The 18,434-nt window shown below is 74.3% G+C and carries 14 protein-coding genes; 5 read left to right on the top strand and 9 right to left on the bottom strand.

All coding sequences use genetic code 11. The features are described from left to right. The first annotated feature begins 182 nt into the window (after window positions 1-182). The gene (locus HKK73_RS08835) at window positions 183-1,478 is read left to right on the top strand and encodes a thiolase family protein (RefSeq protein ID WP_085388024.1); all 1,296 of its coding nucleotides are present in this window, start codon (window positions 183-185) and stop codon (window positions 1,476-1,478) included. Between the two features lie 2 nt (window positions 1,479-1,480). Next, complete coding sequence (locus HKK73_RS08830) at window positions 1,481-3,643, top strand: 3-hydroxyacyl-CoA dehydrogenase NAD-binding domain-containing protein (RefSeq protein ID WP_085388025.1); 2,163 nt, start codon at window positions 1,481-1,483, stop codon at window positions 3,641-3,643. 100 nt (window positions 3,644-3,743) lie between these two features. Here the strand turns inward: HKK73_RS08830 and HKK73_RS08825 are convergent, their stop codons facing one another. The 7 genes from HKK73_RS08825 to pflB form a co-directional block, all read right to left on the bottom strand. Then, the gene (locus HKK73_RS08825) at window positions 3,744-4,499 is read right to left on the bottom strand and encodes a PIG-L deacetylase family protein (protein ID WP_086150308.1); all 756 of its coding nucleotides are present in this window, start codon (window positions 4,497-4,499) and stop codon (window positions 3,744-3,746) included. 60 nt (window positions 4,500-4,559) lie between these two features. Then, window positions 4,560-6,857: a DEAD/DEAH box helicase gene (locus HKK73_RS08820; RefSeq protein WP_216608060.1), complete on the bottom strand. Its 2,298-nt coding sequence runs from the start codon at window positions 6,855-6,857 to the stop codon at window positions 4,560-4,562. Further along, on the bottom strand, window positions 6,854-7,243 hold the full coding sequence (locus HKK73_RS08815) for a type II toxin-antitoxin system death-on-curing family toxin (RefSeq protein WP_085388028.1): 390 nt from the start codon (window positions 7,241-7,243) through the stop codon (window positions 6,854-6,856). The genes HKK73_RS08820 and HKK73_RS08815 overlap by 4 nt, the downstream gene beginning before the upstream one ends. 1 nt (window position 7,244) lies before the next feature. Continuing rightward, the gene (locus tag HKK73_RS08810; protein WP_085388029.1) at window positions 7,245-7,448 is read right to left on the bottom strand and encodes a ribbon-helix-helix protein, CopG family; all 204 of its coding nucleotides are present in this window, start codon (window positions 7,446-7,448) and stop codon (window positions 7,245-7,247) included. Window positions 7,449-7,512: 64 nt separating this feature from the next. Then, window positions 7,513-8,133 carry a GrpB family protein gene (locus HKK73_RS08805; RefSeq protein WP_171467829.1) on the bottom strand — a complete coding sequence of 207 codons (621 nt, stop codon included), beginning with the start codon at window positions 8,131-8,133 and terminating at the stop codon, window positions 7,513-7,515. A gap of 132 nt (window positions 8,134-8,265) precedes the next feature. Further along, the gene (gene pflA / locus HKK73_RS08800) at window positions 8,266-9,258 is read right to left on the bottom strand and encodes a pyruvate formate-lyase-activating protein (RefSeq protein WP_171467828.1); all 993 of its coding nucleotides are present in this window, start codon (window positions 9,256-9,258) and stop codon (window positions 8,266-8,268) included. Between the two features lie 20 nt (window positions 9,259-9,278). Beyond that, on the bottom strand, window positions 9,279-11,594 hold the full coding sequence (gene pflB, locus HKK73_RS08795) for a formate C-acetyltransferase (RefSeq protein ID WP_061268197.1): 2,316 nt from the start codon (window positions 11,592-11,594) through the stop codon (window positions 9,279-9,281). Window positions 11,595-11,972: 378 nt separating this feature from the next. On the opposite strand from pflB, the gene HKK73_RS08790 reads away from it, so the two are divergent. Beyond that, a complete protein-coding gene (locus tag HKK73_RS08790; RefSeq protein ID WP_232322574.1) occupies window positions 11,973-13,070 on the top strand; it encodes a glutamate--cysteine ligase in 1,098 nt (365 codons plus the stop codon). 90 nt (window positions 13,071-13,160) lie between these two features. On the opposite strand, the gene dxs is transcribed toward HKK73_RS08790, so the two are convergent. After that, window positions 13,161-15,083: a 1-deoxy-D-xylulose-5-phosphate synthase gene (gene dxs, locus HKK73_RS08785; RefSeq protein WP_085388033.1), complete on the bottom strand. Its 1,923-nt coding sequence runs from the start codon at window positions 15,081-15,083 to the stop codon at window positions 13,161-13,163. Between the two features lie 203 nt (window positions 15,084-15,286). On the opposite strand from dxs, the gene HKK73_RS08780 reads away from it, so the two are divergent. Together HKK73_RS08780 and HKK73_RS08775 are read left to right on the top strand one after the other, a co-directional pair. Further along, window positions 15,287-16,738, top strand: coding sequence for a GuaB1 family IMP dehydrogenase-related protein (locus HKK73_RS08780; RefSeq protein WP_043654636.1), 1,452 nt, complete (start codon window positions 15,287-15,289; stop codon window positions 16,736-16,738). Then, on the top strand, window positions 16,735-17,442 hold the full coding sequence (locus HKK73_RS08775) for a CoA pyrophosphatase (RefSeq protein ID WP_144682611.1): 708 nt from the start codon (window positions 16,735-16,737) through the stop codon (window positions 17,440-17,442). Before HKK73_RS08780 ends, HKK73_RS08775 begins: the two co-directional genes overlap by 4 nt. 34 nt (window positions 17,443-17,476) lie before the next feature. Here the strand turns inward: HKK73_RS08775 and HKK73_RS08770 are convergent, their stop codons facing one another. Further along, the gene (locus tag HKK73_RS08770; protein WP_171467826.1) at window positions 17,477-18,361 is read right to left on the bottom strand and encodes an arginase family protein; all 885 of its coding nucleotides are present in this window, start codon (window positions 18,359-18,361) and stop codon (window positions 17,477-17,479) included. Between the last annotated feature and the right edge of the window lie 73 nt (window positions 18,362-18,434).

The raw sequence follows: 18,434 nt of genomic DNA, 5'->3' as shown, positions 1-18,434 counted from the left end.
CCCGGCCACCCCGAACCTCGAAGAGACCCGGTATCGCGCGATGCGATACCGGGTCTCTTCATGTCGTAGCATCGGTCTCGTGCTTTCCCGATACCCGCGGTAGCGTGTATCGCACGTACGACCCCCGAGCGGTGCCGCTCCGGACACCGCCGTCCCGACCATCTGCATCGGATGGAGATGCCATGACCGTGGCCAACGAGGCCCCCTCTCCCACCTCGGCACCCACCCAGGCGGCTACCCAGCGCTCGCGCCGACGCCCCGTGCGCGACGTCGTCTTCGTCGAGGGCGTCCGCAGCCCGTTCGGCAAGGCTCGCCCCGACGGGATCTACGCCGAGACCCGCGCGGACGACCTCGCCGTGAAGACGGTCCGCGAGCTGCTGCGCCGCCGCCCCGAGCTGCCCGTGGAGCGGATCGACGAGCTCGCGCTCGCCGCGACGACGCAGACCGGCGACCAGGGCCTCACCCTCGGCCGCAGCGTCGCCGTGCTGGCCGGGCTGCCCAAGTCGGTGCCCGGCTTCGCGATCGACCGCATGTGCGCGGGCGCGATGACCGCGGTCACGACCACCGCGGCGAACGTCGCCGTGGGCGCGCAGGACGTCGTCGTCGCGGGCGGCGTCGAGCACATGGGCCACCACCCCATGGGCGAGGGGTCGGACCCGAACCCGCGGTTCGTCGCCGAGCGCCTCGTCGACTCCTCCGCGCTCGTCATGGGCGCGACGGCCGAGAACCTGCACGACCGGTACCCGCACCTCACCAAGGAGCGTGCCGACGCGTACGCCGTCGCGAGCCAGGCCAAGTACGCCAAGGCCCTCGCGAACGGTGACATCTCCCCCGACCTCGTGCCGGTCGCGACCCGGTCGACCGAGCTCGGGTGGGGTCTGGCCACGGCCGACGAGCTCCCCCGCCCCGGCACCACGGTCGACTCGATCCGCGACCTCAAGACCCCGTTCCGCCCCGGCGGGAAGGTCACCGCGGGCAACGCCTCGCCGCTGACCGACGGCGCCACGGCGTGCCTGCTCGCCGCGGGCGACGTCGCCGACGAGCTCGGGCTCCCGGCGCGCATGCGCCTCGTCGCGTTCGCGTACGCGGGCGTCGACCCGGAGGTCATGGGCATCGGGCCGGTCCCCGCGACCGAGCGCGCGCTCGCGTCCGCGGGCCTGACGATCGACGACATCGGCCTGTTCGAGATCAACGAGGCGTTCGCGGTCCAGGTGCTCGCGTTCCTCGACCACTTCGGCATCGCGGACGACGACGAGCGCGTCAACCAGTACGGCGGCGCCATCGCCATGGGCCACCCGCTCGCGTCGTCGGGCGTGCGCCTCATGACGCAGCTCGCGCGCCAGTTCGAGCAGCACCCCGAGGTGCGCTACGGCCTGACGACCATGTGCGTCGGCCTCGGCATGGGCGGCACCGTCATCTGGGAGAACCCGCACCACGCCGACTACTCCGGCCACACCTTCGAGACCGCGGAGAACTGACGATGAGCGCACCGACCGACACCACGCCCACCACCTCCGCGGACGCGACGAAGGACGCCGCGCGCGGGGAGCGCGTCACGCACTCGCTCGTGCGCGACGTCGCGCTCCCCGGCGGGACGGGCACGCTCGCCCTCGTCACGCTCGACAACGGGCTCGACCACACCAAGCCGACGACGCTCGGCCCCGAGGGCCTCGCGGAGCTGCACGCGGCCCTCGAGACGCTGCGGCGCCGGGCCGCGGACGGCGAGATCGTCGCCGTCGCGATCACGGGCAAGCCGTACTTCCTCGCCGCCGGCGCGGACCTCACGCAGGCCGCGGCCGTCCAGGTGCGCGACGACGCGCTCGCCCTCGGGCGCGCCGGGCACGCCGCGTACACGCTGCTCCAGGACATGGGCGTGCCGACGTTCGCGTTCGTCAACGGCGTCGCGCTCGGCGGCGGCCTCGAGGTCGCGCTGAACTGCACGTACCGCACCGTCGCGTCCGACGCCGGTGCGCTCGCGCTGCCCGAGGTCGGCCTGGGCCTGGTCCCCGGCTGGGGCGGCGCCTACCTCGTGCCGCGCCTGCTCGGCGTCGAGAAGGCGATGGACGTCATCCTCGCCCGCCCGGCTGCGAACAAGCCGTTCAAGGCGAAGGAGGCGTACGAGATCGGGCTCGTCGACGCGCTCTTCGAGGCGCCGGACTTCCTCGAGTCCTCGCTGCGCTGGGCCGAGGCCGTGCTGCGCGGCGAGATCGTCGTCGAGCGGCGCGAGCTCGACCCGCAGCCCGTGTGGGACGCCGTCGTCGCCGGGACGCGTCAGCGCCTCGACGCCGTGGTCGCGGGCTCCCGCCCGGCCCCGTACCGCGCGCTCGACCTCGTCGCCGCCGCGCGCACCGCGTCGCGCGAGGAGGCGTTCGCCGCCGAGGACGACGCCCTCGCGGACCTCATCATGAGCGACGAGATGCGCGCGAGCGTCTACGCGTTCCAGCTCGTCTCGAAGGGCAAGCGGCCCCAGGGCGCGCCCGACGCGAAGCTCGCCCGCCCCGTCACCCGCGTCGGGATCGTGGGCGCGGGGCTCATGGCCGCGCAGATCGCGCTGCTGTTCGCGCAGCGCCTCCAGGTGCCGGTCGTCATGCGCGACCTCGACCAGGAGCGCGTCGACAAGGGCCTCGGCTACGTCCGCTCCACCGTCGAGAAGCTCGTACGCTCGGGCCGCATGTCCGCGGACACCGGCGCGCGCATCGTCGGCTCCGTGCACGGCACGACCGAGCTCGGCGACTTCGCGGGCTGCGACGTCGTGATCGAGGCAGTCACGGAGATCCTCGGGCTCAAGAAGAAGGTCTTCGCCGAGCTCGAGGGCGTCCTGTCGCCCGAGGCCGTGCTGCTGACCAACACGTCCGCGCTGTCGATCACCGAGATGGCGGCCGACCTGCAGCACCCCGAGCGCGTCGTCGGGATGCACTTCTTCAACCCCGTCGCCCAGATGCCGCTCGTCGAGATCATCCAGGCGGCGAAGACCGACGACGCGGCCCTCGCGACGGCGTTCGCCATGACGAAGAAGCTCCGCAAGACGGCCGTGCTCGTCGCCGACCGCCCCGGGTTCGTCGTCAACCGCCTGCTCATCCTGCTCATGGGCAAGATCGTCGAGGCGGTCGAGAACGGCACGTCGGTCGAGGTCGCGGACCGCGCCGTCGCACCGCTCGGCCTGCCGATGCCGCCGTTCGCGCTGTTCGACCTCGTCGGCCCGGCCGTCGGCCTGCACGTCCTCACGTCGCTGCGCGAGGACCTGGGCGACCGGTTCCCCGAGTCCCCCGGCCTGCAGCGCATCGTGGACGAGCAGATCCCCGTCGTCCTCGACGCGCCGAAGGGCCTGCCCAAGCCTGTCGACCCGGCGATCCAGCGGGTCTTCGGCACGGGTGCGGCGGGCGGCGACGGAGCACTGGACGAGGCGGGCGTCCTCGACTCCGTGCTCACGGCGCTCACGCAGGAGATCGGGCTCATGCTCGACGAGGGCGTGGTCGCGAGCCCGTCGCAGATCGACCTGTGCATGATCCTCGGCGCGGGGTGGGGCTTCCACCTGGGCGGCATCACGCCGTACCTCGACCGCACGGGCTACAGCGAGAAGGTCCTGGGCCGCCGCTTCCTGCCCGACGGCGTCGCCAACGTCCCGGCGACATCGCGCGTCTGACGAAACCCCTCCCCCTCCGCCGAGCAGGTGGTTGTGGCCCGTCCCGAGTACAGGACGGGCCACGACCGCCTGCTCGGCGGCCAGCGAGGACCGACCTGAGTCAGTCCTCTCCACCCATGTGCAGGAGCTCGAACGCCACGGCGTGCTCCACGCCCATCCGCTCGCCCGTCGGGGCGCTCATCGACGCGAGGAACGCCGCCGGGTCGAAGTCCTCCCAGCCGAGGCCGTCGAGGTAGGCGGCGTGCGCGCGCAGGGACGCCACGCCCGCGTCGAAGGTCGCGCTGACGTCCACGCCGTGCCGGGCGTCGGGCGACGCGGCGACCCACACCTGGCGCACGCCGCCCCACGGCTCGATCCCGTCCGACTCGACCTGCTCGCGGAACACCCACCGGTTCCCCGCGTCGCGCACGGCGTCCACGACGGCCCGCCCCGTCGCGACGTGGTCCGCCTGGTTGAGCATCCCGCCCGGGAACGTCTCGCGGTAGTTCCCGGTGATCACGACGTCGGGCCGGTGACGCCGGATCGCCCCCGCGATCGCGCGCCGCAGCGGCAGGCCGTACTCGAGCACGCCGTCGGGCAGCCCGAGGAACTCGACCTCGTCGACGCCGACGATCCGTGCCGACTCGACCTCCTCCGCCTCCCGCACGCGGCGCGCCTCGTCCGGGTCCATCCCGTCGATCCCCGCCTCGCCGCTCGTGACCATGCAGTACACGACCCGCTTGCCCTGCGCGGTCCACCGCGCGACGGCGGCGGCCGCGCCGAACTCCATGTCGTCCGGGTGCGCGACGACTGCGAGCGCCGTCGACCAGTCCTCTCGCAGCGGGGTGAGTGGGGGCAAGGTGTCGGTCTCGGTCATGACGCCACGCTATGCCGCGTCCCGGCGCCGAGCGCGACGACGGCGCAGGCCCGGGCCCCGTCAGCGCTCGGCGGGCGCGTCCTCGGTCGCGTGACCGAGCGCCACGGCGGGAGGGACCCCGTCGGCGGGCGCGTCCTCGACGGGCGCGTCCTCGACGGGCGCGTCCTCGACCGACGTCACGGCCGGGTCGACGAACAGCCGGGCGCGCTCGGCGTCGACCACCGCGCGCGCGAGCGACGCCTCGGACACGTCGACCGCGCCCGCGACCTCCTCGGCGAGCGCGCTGCGGCGCGCATAGGCGTCGAACAGCCGGGCCTTGGTCCCGAGAAGGCGCACGAGGTGCTCGTCGACGCTGTCGACGGTGAGCAGGCGGTGCACCTGGACGGTCTCGACCTGCCCCATGCGGTGGGCGCGCGCGACGGCCTGCGCCTCGGTCGTGGGCTTGGTCTGCGGCTCGCACAGGACCACGACGGACGCCGCCTGGAGGTTGAGACCCACTCCCCCGACGTCGATCTGGCTGACGAGCACGCGCGGGTCCTCGGCCGCGGTGAAGTCGTCGACGATCGTCTGTCGCGTGCGGGCGGGCACGGAGCCGGTGAGGGGCGGGAGCGCGAGGTCGCCGAGGGCGCGCACGACCACGTCCACGACGTCCCGGAAGTACGAGAACACCACGACCTTGCGCCCGTTCTCGGCCGCCTCGCGCGCGATCTCGACGAGCCGGCGCAGCTTCGCCGAGTCCTCGGGGTGCTCGACGGCGAACGCCGCCCGCCGCATGGCCATGAACGACCCCGCCGCGACCGCCTCCCGGTACGCGGCGCCGTCGACCGGGCCGAGCCGCTCCCACTCGTCGACCTGCACGAGCTCGGGCAGCTCCTCGAGCACGTCTTCGGCGTTGCGGCGCAGGTACGCGGGCGCGACAGCGTGCCGGAACGCGTCGGGGCCCGCGGCGCCGTGCGCGGCGTCGAGGCGTGCCGCGAGCTCGGGCTGGAGGTAGCCCAGCAGGGTGCGGAACTCCTCGACCCGGTTCTCCATGGGCGTGCCCGTGAGCAGCAGCACGTGCTCGGTCGTCCGCGCGAGGGCCGCGACGGCCACGGACCGCTTCGCGAGCGGGTTCTTCACGTAGTGCGCCTCGTCCACGACGAGCACGGCCGGCGCCGCCGCCGCGAACGCCTCGGTCCCCGCGCGCCGCAGGCCCGCGAAGGTCACGACGGCGACGCCGCCCGCAGCGCGCCACGCGGCGGCTGCCTCCTCCCGGTCCTCGCCATGGACGGCGTGCACCGGGAGGCTCGCGTGCGCGCGCAGCTCGCGCACCCAGTTCTCCAGCACGCTCGCCGGGCACACGACGAGCGCGTGGGTCGCACCGCCGGCGACCAGGTGCGCGACGACGGCGACGGCCTGCACCGTCTTGCCCAGACCCATCTCGTCGCCCAGGACGACGCGGCGCTGGGCGAGCGCGAAGCGGGCCCCGAACGCCTGGTAGCCGCGCAGCGAGACGGTCAGCAGCGACTCGTCGAGCGCCTGCGTCTGCACGCGGTCCACCAGCTCGGCGGGCAGGTGCCCGGCCGCGGCGGCGACGTCGCGGCCCGTGGGGGCGACGCCGTCGAGCAGCGCGTAGTACGCCGCGGACCGCCGCCGGAAGTCCTCCCAGACGTCGTACGGGCGCGCGGGCTCGGCGAGCAGCCCGACGACGCGCCGCGCCTCCTCGGCGAGCCCGGTGGCCCGCGCCCGCTCGGCGACCGCAGCGAGCACCGTGACCGCCGCGGACGCCCGACGCCGCCGCTCGCCCCACGCGAGCAGGCGGCGCGGCCCGCTCGCGGCGACCAGCGCGTCGGCGCGCACGCGCTCGTGCTCCGCGAGCGCGGCCCGCACCTGGTCGCCGTAGCGGGCGACGGCGGCGTCGGCCTGGTCGAGCGTGTGCAGCGCCTGGACGAGCGCGGTCGCGACCGGGTCCGTCGGCGTGAGGTCGATCCGGAAGCGCAGGCTCTCACGCACGGCGCGCGCCACCTGCTCGGCGGCGGCGAGCAGGTGCGTCGCCGTCTGCGGGCCGATCTCGGGCAGCTTCTCCAGCCCGTCGCGCCCGAGCCGCGCGACCTCGCCCACCGTCCGCACGCCCGCGTCCGCGAGCGCCCCGAGCCGTAAGCGCTCGCGCGTGACGTCGCGCAGCGACGCGACGTCGACGGTGTCGAGGCGCGCCAGGACCTTCTCCTCGCGGCTGTCGCCGAACGCGGCGCGCACCTGGTCACGCGCCGTCCCGGGCGCGGCGGAGAGGGTCGCGAGCAGCGCGGCGAGGGCGTCCGCGTCCGCGACGACCGCCCGCGCGGTGGCGACGTCGGGCAGCGCCGCGCGCGGCGCGGTCACGCGTGCCAACGAGCGAGGCACTCGGCGACGTACGTCACGTCGTGCGTCGAGCCGTCGGCGATCGACATCGTCAGCTCGTACACGTCGTCGTGGGGGGCACGCAGCGCGACACCGTTCATGCCGTAGAACACGACGACGGCGACGAGACCGAGCCGCTTGTTGCCGTCGACGAGCGCGTGGTTCTGGACGACGGAGAGCATCAGCGCGGCCGCCTTCAGGTCGAGCGACGGGTACGCCTCCTCACCGAACATCGAGGCGCGAGGACGATGCACGGCCGAGTCGAGCGCACCCCAGTCGCGGACGACCGGCTCCGCCCGGAGCAGCGCGCGCGCCGCCGCGAGCAGGTCCCCGACCTCGAGGTACTCGACCTCTCGCGACGCGACCACCTCAGGCGAGCTTGTCGAGCACGGGTCCGTACTCGCGGATCGCGTCCGCGATCAGTCGATCACGGAGGGCGTCGCGCTCCGCGCCGTACCGTCGTACGGCCTCACGGACGATCTCGTTCTGCGAGCGCCCCTCGCGCTCCGCGGCCGCCTCGAGGACTCGCTTCTCGTCCTCGGTGAACCGCACGACCATCTGGTTGCCGCTCATCCCGCACCTCCCGACGTGGTATCACCACAGTATCGCTCCCGGCCGCAGGCACGCTCCGGCGCCCTCACGACGACCTGCCGGCCTCCGCCGTCCAGCGCTCCATCCGGGACTGCGCCGCGTCGAGGAACGCCGTCTTGTCGCGCGTGTAGTCGTCGTAGTCGTCGGCGTCCGCGTGGCGCGCGGCGAGGTCGCGCTTCGTCGCCTCGTACGCCGTGGCCTCGGCGGGGACGGCGCGCAGCCAGTCGCGGAACGCGACGACGTACGCGGCGAACGGCGAGTCGAGGCGGCGGACGTGGAGGATCACGGGCGGCTCGCCCTCGTCGCCGGGGCGGGTGAGCAGGCGCTTGGCGTAGAGCTCGGGGGCGGGGTCGGCGCCCGGACGCGGGACGTCACGGTACACGCCGGGCGAGTCGGGGCGCGCCCCGCGCTCGATCGAGAACCCGAGCGGCCCGAGCGCGGCGTTGAGCTCCGCCTCGGAGGGCAGCGGCGCGACGCGCACCTGGAGGTCGATGATCGGCTTCGCCGCGAGCCCGGGGACCGCCGTCGACCCGATGTGCTCGACCACGACCGGGCTCGTGCCGTCGGGGCTCGCGAGGTCGGCGAGCGCGGCGGCGACGCGTTCCGTCCACCGCCTCCCGGCGTCGGTCCATCGGGGGTCGTGGGCGTCGACGGTCGCTGCAGGCACCCGCGCACCATACGACCCGACCCCGCCCCGGGGGGCGCGCACCCGCCGAAAGGTGAGAAGTGGCCCCGGGAACACGGCGGTCCGGGGCCACTTCTCCCGTCTCGGCGAGCGGGCGCTCGTCGGCGGGTCGGGTCAGTACGTCGTCAGGCCGTGGGCGCGGAACTGGTCGCGCACGCGCTCGGTGAGCTCGGCCGACGGCGCGGGCGTGTCGTCGAGCTCGTAGGTGCGCCCGAGCGCGTCCCACTTGTCGCGGCCCATCTGGTGGAAGGGCAGCACCTCGACGCGCGTCACCGTGCCGGGGCGGATCGCGTTGAGCGACGCCGCGTACGCGGCGACCTTCTCGACGTTGTCCGGGTCGTCGGTGAGGCCCGGGACGAGCACGAAGCGCACCCAGACCTCGGGCGCGTGGCCGGTGAGCCCGCGCTCGGCGATCCGTCGCCCGAACCGCAGGGTCGGCTCGAGGTCGCGGCTCGTGACCTTCGTGTAGGTGTCCGGGTCGCCGGACTTCACGTCGAGCAGCACGAGGTCGGTGTCGTCGAGCATCGCGTCGGTCGCGTTCGCGCCGAGGAAGCCGGACGTGTCGAGCGCGGTGTGCACGCCCATCGCCTTCGCACCGCGCAGGACGCGCGCCGCGAACGCGGGCTGCATGAGCACCTCGCCGCCCGAGAGCGTGAGCCCCCCGTGCGTGGCCCGGAAGACGGGCAGGTAGCGCCGGACGCGCCCGAGGAGCTCGTCCGCCGTGACGGGCCTGCCGTCCTTCATGGCGAACGTGTCGGGGTTGTGGCAGTACAGGCACCGCAGCGGGCACCCGTTGAGGAACACGGTGAGCCGGGTCCCCGGCCCGTCCACGGCGGTGACGAGCTCCCAGGAGTGGACCGAGCCGAGCTCGCCCGCGCGCATCGCCGCGAGCTTGTCGGCCCGGTCCACGTCCGCGACCGTCAGCCCGTCCAGGCCCGCGCCGGCCCGGCGCGCGTGGCCCACGGGCGTGCCCGACGCCGCGGGCTCGGCCGCGGAGGTCGAGACGCCCGGGACGTCGAGGCGCGTGGCGTCGTCGGGCAGGGTGCCCCCGGCGACGCCGCACCCGCGCGACGGGCGGACGGCGGGGCCGGGAAGGGTGACGGTCATGGCTGGCTCCTCAGCGCTCGTCAGAGCGCGCCGTGGAAGGTGCGCGAGAGCACGTCCAGCTGCTGCTCGCGCGTGAGGCGGACGAAGTTCACCGCGTACCCGGACACGCGGATCGTCAGCTGCGGGTAGTTCTCCGGGTGGTCCATGGCGTCCAGGAGCGTCTCGCGGTTCAGCACGTTGACGTTCATGTGGTACCCCTCGGACCCGATGTAGGCGTCCAGAAGGCCGGCGAGGTTGGTGACCTGCTCCTCCTTGGTGCGCCCGAGGCCGCTCGGCACGACCGTGTTGGTCAGCGAGATCCCGTCCTGCGCCTCGTCGTACGGCAGCTTGGCCACCGACAGCGCCGAGGCGAGCATGCCGTGCGTGTCGCGCCCGTTCATCGGGTTGGCACCCGGGGCGAACGGCTCGCCGGCGCGGCGGCCGTCAGGCGTGTTGCCCGTCGCCTTCCCGTACACGACGTTCGACGTGATCGTCAGGACCGACTGCGTGGGCACCGCGTCACGGTACGTCGGGTGCGTGCGGACCTTCGCCATGAACCGCTCGACGAGGTCGACGGCGATCGCGTCGGCCCGGTCGTCGTCGTTGCCGAACGTCGGGTACTCGCCCTCGGTGACGTAGTCGACGACGAGGCCGCGCTCGTCGCGGACGACGGAGACCTTCGCGTGCTTGATCGCCGACAGCGAGTCCGCCGCGACGGACAGGCCCGCGATGCCGCACGCCATGGTCCGCAGCACGTCCTTGTCGTGCAGCGCCATCTCGATGCGCTCGTACGCGTACTTGTCGTGCGACCAGTGGATGCAGTTGAGCGCCTCGACGTACGTCGCGGCCAGCCAGTCCATCGTCGCGTCGAACTTCGCCATGACGTCGTCGAAGTCGAGCACGTCGCCCTCGACGGGCGCCGCCACGGGCGAGACCTGCTTGCCGGAGATCTCGTCGCGGCCGCCGTTGATCGCGTAGAGCAGCGTCTTGGCGAGGTTCACGCGAGCGCCGAAGAACTGCATCTGCTTGCCGACCCGCATCGGGGACACGCAGCACGCGATCGCCGCGTCGTCGCCCCAGTGCTGGCGGATGAGCTCGTCCGACTCGTACTGCACGGCCGAGGTGTCGATCGAGACCTGCGCGCAGTAGTCCTTGAAGCCCTGCGGCAGCTCCGGGCTCCAGAAGACCGTCATGTTCGGCTCGGGGGCCGGGCCGAGGTTGTAGAGCGTCTGGAGGAACCGGAACGAGTTCTTCGTGACGAGCGGGCGCCCGTCCTCGCCCATGCCGCCGATCGTCTCGGTGACCCACGTCGGGTCGCCGGAGAACAGGGCGTCGTACTCGGGCGTGCGCAGGAACCGCACGATGCGCAGCTTGATGACGAAGTCATCGATGATCTCCTGCGCCTCGGACTCCGTGATGCGGCCGGCCTCGAGGTCGCGGTCGATGAACACGTCGAGGAACGTCGACGTGCGGCCGAGCGACATGGCGGCGCCGTTCTGCTCCTTCACGGCGGCGAGGTAGGCGAAGTAGAGCCACTGCACGGCCTCGCGGGCCGTCGTCGCCGGGCCGGAGATGTCGTAGCCGTACGAGGCCGCCATCTCCTTGAGCTCGCCCAGCGCGCGGATCTGCTCCGCGTGCTCCTCGCGCTCGCGCACGACCTTCTCGCTGAAGGGCTGCGTGTCGAGACCGAGCTTGTCGAGCTTCTTCGCGGCGATCAGCGCGTCGACGCCGTAGAGCGCGACGCGGCGGTAGTCGCCGATGATCCGGCCGCGGCCGTAGGCGTCGGGCAGGCCCGTGATGATGTGCGAGCTGCGGGCCGCGCGCACGTTCGGCGGGTAGACGTCGAACACGCCCTGGTTGTGCGTCTTGCGGTACTCGGTGAAGACCTTCCGCAGGGTCTCGTCGACCTCGTAGCCGTACGTCTCCAGCGCGCCCTCGACCATGCGCCAGCCGCCGTTCGGCATGATCGCGCGCTTGAGCGGGGCGTCGGTCTGCAGACCGACGATCACCTCGTGCGCCTTGTCGATGTAGCCCGGCGCGTGCGCCGTGATGCCGGCGGGCGTGCGGGTGTCCACGTCGTAGATCCCCATCTCCCGCTCCTCCGGGAACATGGCGGACAGCGTGCTCCAGATGCCCGTCGTGCGCTCCGTGGGGCCGGCGAGGAACGACGCGTCGCCCGTGTACGGGCGGTAGTTGCGCTGGATGAAGTCGCGCACGTCGACCGTGTCGCGCCACGGGCCGTCGGTGAAGCCCTCCCACGCAGGGACGTGCGCGGTGTCGCGCTGCGGGTCGACGGCGCCCGCCCCCGTCGCGCGGCCGCCGCTCGTCGTGCCGGTTGCCTCGGAAACGCTGGTCATCTGGACCTCCCTCGTGCCTGACGCGCGGGTCCGCGCGCCGGCCGGACCCGCCGGCCTCGCGAGGTCCCGGGTGGGGCCCTCGGCCGAGGTTCCGACGGGCTCCTTCGCCACCTCCAGGCTAGGTTCCCGGAGCCCGCGGCGGAGGCGTTCGGGACCGCCCGGGGACCTAGGTCCCGAGGCGGGCGGGACCCCGCAGGAATGGCGGGATCCCGCGGTTCCTCGCCCCCTCAAGCCCCGTGTCGAGGACGTCTTGTGATGACCTTCACAAGACCCCGGCCCCTCCCGCCGGGGACCCCGCGCCGCCGTCGTGACGCACGACACGGGCGCCCGTCACACGCTCGCCGGACGTGCCGCGCGCATCCGTGTGAGACTGCCCGGGTGAAACGCACCGTAGGGGTCGAGGAAGAGTTCCTGCTCGTCGGCGACGACGGGCAGCCCGTCGCCCGCGCGGCCGAGGCCCTCGAGGCCTCCGGCACCGACGACAAGGGCGGAGGCACCGGCTCGCTGGAGTCGGAGTTCATGGAGGAGCAGCTCGAGACGGCGACGCACCCGCGCCGCGAGATCGACGAGCTCGCGACCGAGATCCGCGAGGGCCGGCGTCGCGCCCAGGAGGCCGCGGACCGCGTCGGGGCCCGGGTCGCCGCGCTCTCGACGTCTCCCCTGCCGTTCGAGGGCACGACCGTGTCGCGCCTGCGCTACCTCGAGGCGCGCGCCGCGTTCGGCCTCACCGCGCGCGAGCAGCTCACGAGCGGCTGCCACGTGCACGTCGCCGTCGCGGACGACACCGAGGGCGTCGCGGTGCTCGACCGGATCGGGCCGTGGCTCGCGACGCTCCTCGCGCTGAGCACGAACTCGCCCTTCTGGCAGGGCCAGGACAGCGGGTACGCGAGCTTCCGGTCGCAGGTCTGGTCGCGCTGGCCCACCTCGGGCCCGACACGCGCGTTCGGCTCGCCCGAGGCGTACCGCGCGGCGGTCGACGGCCTCGTCGCGACCGGGACGATCCTCGACGAGAACATGGTCTACTTCGACGCCCGCCTGTCGTCGCGCTACCCCACGGTCGAGATCCGCGTCGCGGACGTGTGCCTCGACCCGGACACCGCGACGCTGCTCGCGGCGCTCGCCCGCGGCCTCGTCGAGACGGCGGCCCGCGAGTCCGCCGACGGCGCGCCCGCGCCCGAGCTGCGGCCCGAGATCCTGCGCACCGCGTCCTGGCGCGCCGGCCGCTCGGGCCTCGAGGAGGACCTCGTCTCGCCCCTCACCTGGCGCCCGGCCCCCGCGCACGACGTCGTGGGCCAGCTCGTCGCGCACGTGCGCGACGCGCTCGTCGACGCCGGGGACCTGGACGCGGTGACCGAGCTGCTCGGGCGCCTGTGGTCCGGGGGCAACGGCGCCGCCCGGCAGCGCGCGTGGCACGCGGCGTCCGGCGGCGACCTGCGCGCCGTCGTCGAGCAGGCGGTCGAGGTCACCCACTCCTGACCGACGCGACGGCCCGCGGCGCACCTGCGCCGCGGGCCGTCCGCGTGTCCGGAGCCGCGCACCCGGGAGCCGGGTGCGCGGCAGGGGTCGTCAGCCGCGTGCGAGCGCCGCGAGCGCGTCCAGCACGTCGCGCGCGACGTCTGCCCCGGTGAGGCGGTACGCGGACACGACCTGATCGCGCGTGGCGTGGTCGAGGAACTGCGCCGGGAGGCCGATCGGGTGCACGGGCGTGCGCACGCCCGACTCCAGCGCCCGCTGGGCCAGCAGCGCGCCGACCCCGCCGTCCGCGACGCCGTCCTCCACCGTCACGACGAGGTCGTGCTCCCCGGCGAGCTTGACGAGCGCGCTCGGCATCGGGAGCACCCACGTGGGCGACGCGACCGTGACGTCGACGCCGTGCGCGGTGAGCGACTCCCCGGCGTCGAGCGCGACGCGGGCCATCGAGCCCAGGCCGACGAGCAGGACGCGGCGCGGACCACCCGGCGCCGCCGCGGCGGGAGCGGCCTCGTCGCCCGCGCCCGCAGGCACCGCGAGCAGGTCCACGCCGTCGACGGACTCGACGGCGGGCAGGGCGTCCGAGAGCGCGCCCTTCGGGTACCGCACGACCGTCGGGGCGTCGTCGACGTCCACGGCCTCGCGCAGCGCGGTCCGCAGGGTCTCCTCGTCGCGCGGCGCGGCCAGGCGCAGGCCCGGCACGATGCGCAGCATCGCCATGTCCCACATGCCGTTGTGGCTCGCGCCGTCGTCGCCCGTGATGCCCGCGCGGTCGAGCACGAACGTCACGCCGGCCTTGTGCAGCGCGACGTCCATGAGCACCTGGTCGAACGCGCGGTTGAGGAACGTCGCGTACACCGCGACCACCGGGTGCAGCCCGGCGAACGCCATGCCGGCCGCGGACGTCGCGGCGTGCTGCTCCGCGATCCCGACGTCGAACGTGCGCTCGGGGAACGCCTGCGAGAACGGCTTGAGACCGACCGGCTCGAGCATCGCCGCGGTGATCGCGACGACGTCGGACCGCCGGCGCCCGATCTGGACGATCTCGTCGGCGAAGACGCTCGTCCAGCCGAAGCGCGAGGGCGCGACCGGGAGCCCGGTCTCCGGGTGGATCTTGCCCACGGCGTGGAAGCGGTCGGCGACGTCCTGCTCGGCCGGCGTGTAGCCGCGGCCCTTCTCGGTGAGCGCGTGCACGATCACGGGCGCGCCGTACGCCTTCGCGCGGCGCAGCGCGTGCTCCATGGCCTCGACGTCGTGGCCGTCGACCGGCCCGACGTACTTGATGCCGAGGTCCTCGAACATGCCCTGGGGCGCGACGACGTCCTTGAGGCCCTTCTTCAGGCCGTGCAGCCACTCGTACGCGAACCGCCCGGGCGCCCCGGACCGGTTGAGGGTGCGCTTGCCCCACTGCAGGAAGCTCTCGTAGCCGTGCGTGGTGCGCAGCGTCGACAGGTGGTGCGCGAGGCCGCCGATCGTGGGCGAGTACGAGCGCCCGTTGTCGTTGACGACGACCACGAGCCGGCGGTCCTGGCTCTCCGCGATGTTGTTGAGCGCCTCCCAGGCCATGCCGCCGGTGAGCGCGCCGTCGCCGATGACCGCGACGACGTGCCGGTCGGTGAGGCCGCGCACGACGTTCGCCTTCGCGATGCCGTCGCCCCACGAGAGCGCGGTGGACGCGTGCGAGTTCTCGACGACGTCGTGCTCGGACTCGGCGCGCGACGGGTACCCGGACAGCCCGCCCTGCTTGCGCAGCGCGGAGAAGTCCTGGCGCCCCGTGAGGAGCTTGTGCACGTAGGACTGGTGGCCCGTGTCGAACACGAAGGTGTCCGTGGGCGAGGAGAACACGCGGTGCATCGCGATGGTCAGCTCCACGACCCCGAGGTTCGGGCCGAGGTGGCCGCCCGTGCGGGAGACGGAGTCGACGAGGAACGCCCGGATCTCCGCGGCGAGCTCGCGCGCCTGCCCCGGGGTCAGCCGTTGCACGTCCTCGGGCGAGGTGATCGTGCCAAGCAGGCTCATGCAGATGCTCCGTTCCGTTCCCGTGCGACCAGCCCGACAACTCTAGGCCGTCCGGGCCGATGACCTGCGCCGCGGTGCGCCGGGCGACGGGACCTTCACGTCATTGACGCACACTCGCGCCGCGGACGCACGGACGCGACGTTCGTGGAATTCTCCTTCCGCAGTGCGGACAACGGCGGGATGCGACCTCGTAGGATGGAGCCATGCGCTTCCTGCCCGGACAGTCCCCCGCGACCGACCTCACCTACGGCGACGTCTTCCTCGTCCCGTCGCGCTCCGAGGTCGCGTCGCGCTTCGACGTCGACCTCTCCTCCGCCGACGGCACGGGCACGACCATCCCCGTCGTCGTCGCCAACATGACGGCCGTCGCGGGGCGCCGCATGGCGGAGACCGTGTCGCGCCGCGGCGGGATCGCGATCATCCCGCAGGACGTGCCGACCGACGTCGTGGCGGACGTCGTCGCGGACGTGAAGTCCAAGGACCCCGTCATCGAGACGCCCGTCGTCGTCGGCCCGCACGACACCGTCCACACCGCCCTCACGCTCATCGGCAAGCGCGCGCACGGCGCCGCGGTCGTCGTGGACGGCGGGCGACCGGTCGGCGTGGTCACGGAGGCCGACTGCGCCGACGTCGACCGCTTCACCCAGGTCCACCAGGTGATGACCGACCACCCCCTCGTCCTCGACGCCTCCGTGCTCGACGGCGGTCGTGCCGGGCTCGAGGCGGCCTACGAGCAGCTCCACACCGCTCGCCTCAAGGTCGCGCCCGTGACGCGCGACGGCGCGCTCGTCGGCGTCCTCACGCGCAAGGGCGCGCTGCGCTCGTCGGTCTACGCGCCCGCGCTCGACGACGCCGGGCGCCTGCGGGTCGGCGCCGCCGTCGGGATCAACGGCGACGTCGCGGCGAAGGCGAAGGAGCTCCTCGCGGCCGGGGTGGACGTGCTCGTCGTGGACACGGCGCACGGCCACCAGGCCAAGATGCTCCAGGCGCTCGACGCCGTGCGCTCGGTGGGCCCGGACGTCCCCGTCGTGGCGGGCAACGTCGTCACCGCCGACGGCGTGCGCGACCTCGTCGCGGCGGGTGCGGACATCGTCAAGGTGGGCGTGGGGCCGGGCGCCATGTGCACCACGCGCATGATGACGGCCGTCGGCCGCCCGCAGTTCTCCGCGGTGCTGGAGTGCGCCGCCGCGGCGCGCGAGCTCGGCAAGCACGTCTGGGCCGACGGCGGCGTGCGCCACCCGCGCGACGTCGCCCTCGCGCTCGCCGCGGGCGCCTCGCAGGTGATGATCGGCTCGTGGTTCGCGGGCACCTACGAGTCCCCGGGCGACCTGCACGACGACGGCACGGGCCGCCTGTACAAGGAGAGCTTCGGCATGGCGTCGGCGCGCGCCGTCGCCGCCCGCACCGCGGGCGGCTCGCCGTTCGACCGCGCCCGCAAGGCGCTGTACGAGGAGGGCATCAGCTCGAGCCGCATGTTCCTCGACCCGCAGCGGCCCGGCGTCGAGGACCTGCTCGACCAGATCACGTCCGGGCTGCGCAGCTCCGCGACCTACGCCGGGGCGTCGAGCCTCGCCGAGTTCGCGGACCGCGCCGTCGTGGGCGTGCAGTCGGCCGCGGGCTACGAGGAGGGCCGCCCGCTCCCGGTGAGCTGGTGACGACCCCGCCCGAGGCTGCGCGCGCGTCGGCGCGCGCGCAGCTCGCGACCCTCGCCCGGGACGGCGGCGCCTGGCCCGAGCCGTGGCGCCACGCCGTCGGGACGCTGCGCCCGGACGCGCGCGACGCCGCCGTGCTGCTGCTCTTCGGCGTCCTCGACGGGGTGCCCGCGGAGCACCCGGCCGCGGCCGTCCCCGCCGACCTCGACGTGCTCCTGCTCGCGCGCGCGACGACGCTCGGCCACCACCCGGGCCAGGTCGCGTTCCCGGGCGGCCGGCTCGAGCCCGACGACGACGGCCCCGTGGGCGGCGCGCTGCGCGAGGCCGAGGAGGAGACGGGCCTCGACCCGGACGGCGTCGAGGTGCTCGGCACGCTCGGTCGGCTGCCCGTGCCGGTGAGCAACCACGTCGTCACGCCCGTGCTCGGGTGGTGGGCCCGGCCCACCCCGGTCCGCGCCGTCGACGCCGCCGAGTCGGCCCACGTGTTCCGGGTCCCCGTGGCCGACCTGCTCGACCCCGGCCGGCGCCGCACGGTGACGGTCCGCCGCGACCGCCGGGTGCACAAGAGCCCCGGCTTCCTCGTGGAGGCCGACGGGCGCGAGCACCTCGTCTGGGGCTTCACCGGCGGCATCCTCGACGCGCTGTTCGACCGGCTCGGCTGGACCGAGCCGTGGGACCGGACGCGCACGCTCGACGCCCCGCTCTGACGGCCCGCCCGGCCCTCGGTGCCCGTACCCCGCGTCAGCCGGGCGCGAGCGCGCGGGCGAGCAGGTCGACCAGCGCGCGGGCCGTCGCCGACCCGCCGTGGTCCGGGTTGAACTCGACCAGCGTGACCGCGACGAGGTCCGGGTCGGAGACGACCTCGCGCACGACGCGCTCCAGCTCGGCGGGGACGAGCCCGCGCCCGAAGACGGGCACGTCGGCGGCGGGCAGCGCGAAGAAGTCGAGGACGTCCACGTCCACGTGGAGCACGAACGGCCTGCTGCCCGCGCCGTCCACGGCACGACGGGCCGCCGCCTCCGGACCTGCGGAGACCTCGGCGGCGGGGACCCGGGTCGCGGCGACGCGGCCGTCCTCGTCCTCCTCGGCGTCGGAGAAGCCGAGGAACGCGAGCCGTCGCGCGTCCAGGAGCGGTCGTCGCGCCCCCACGGCGCTCAGCTCCGGGCTCGCGCCCGGGAGGTCGAGGAGGTGGGCGACGCCCGTCGCGTCGGCGATGGGCTCCTCGGGGTGCGACGCGACCGTGAAGAGGTCCTGCCCGCCGTCGACGTAGACCAGGCCGCAGTCGTCGTGCACGTCCACGGCCGCGGCGACGACCCCGAGCGTCACGGTGCACTCGCCGCCGAGCACGAGCGGCACACGACCCGCTCGGAGCTCGCGCCCCACCGCCTCGCGGACGCGACCGACGCCCACGGCGACACGCTCGACATCGTTCAGGCGCCCAGGTACGTGGTGCGCGCGCCAGCGGGCCGGCTCGACGTCGCCCTGGTCGGTGACCACGAGCCCGCGCGCCCGGAGCGCGTCCACGAGCCCGGCCGCACGCAGCGCCGCGGGCGCCTTCTCGAGACCGGGGCCGTGGGCGGCCGCGCTCGACGGGACGCCCAGGACCGACCACGACCGCTGTGTCATGCGACCGACGCTACGCCGGACTCCCGACACCCGCGCAGGGGCTGGTGGAGAACGGCGACGGCGCGCCCGCCCC

The sequence above is a fragment of the Cellulosimicrobium sp. 72-3 genome (genome assembly GCF_013127315.1).
GTDB classification, from domain to species: domain Bacteria; phylum Actinomycetota; class Actinomycetes; order Actinomycetales; family Cellulomonadaceae; genus Cellulosimicrobium; species Cellulosimicrobium funkei.
The sequence above is the reverse complement of the archived record's forward strand: the minus strand, read 5'-3'. Positions and strand labels throughout refer to the sequence as shown.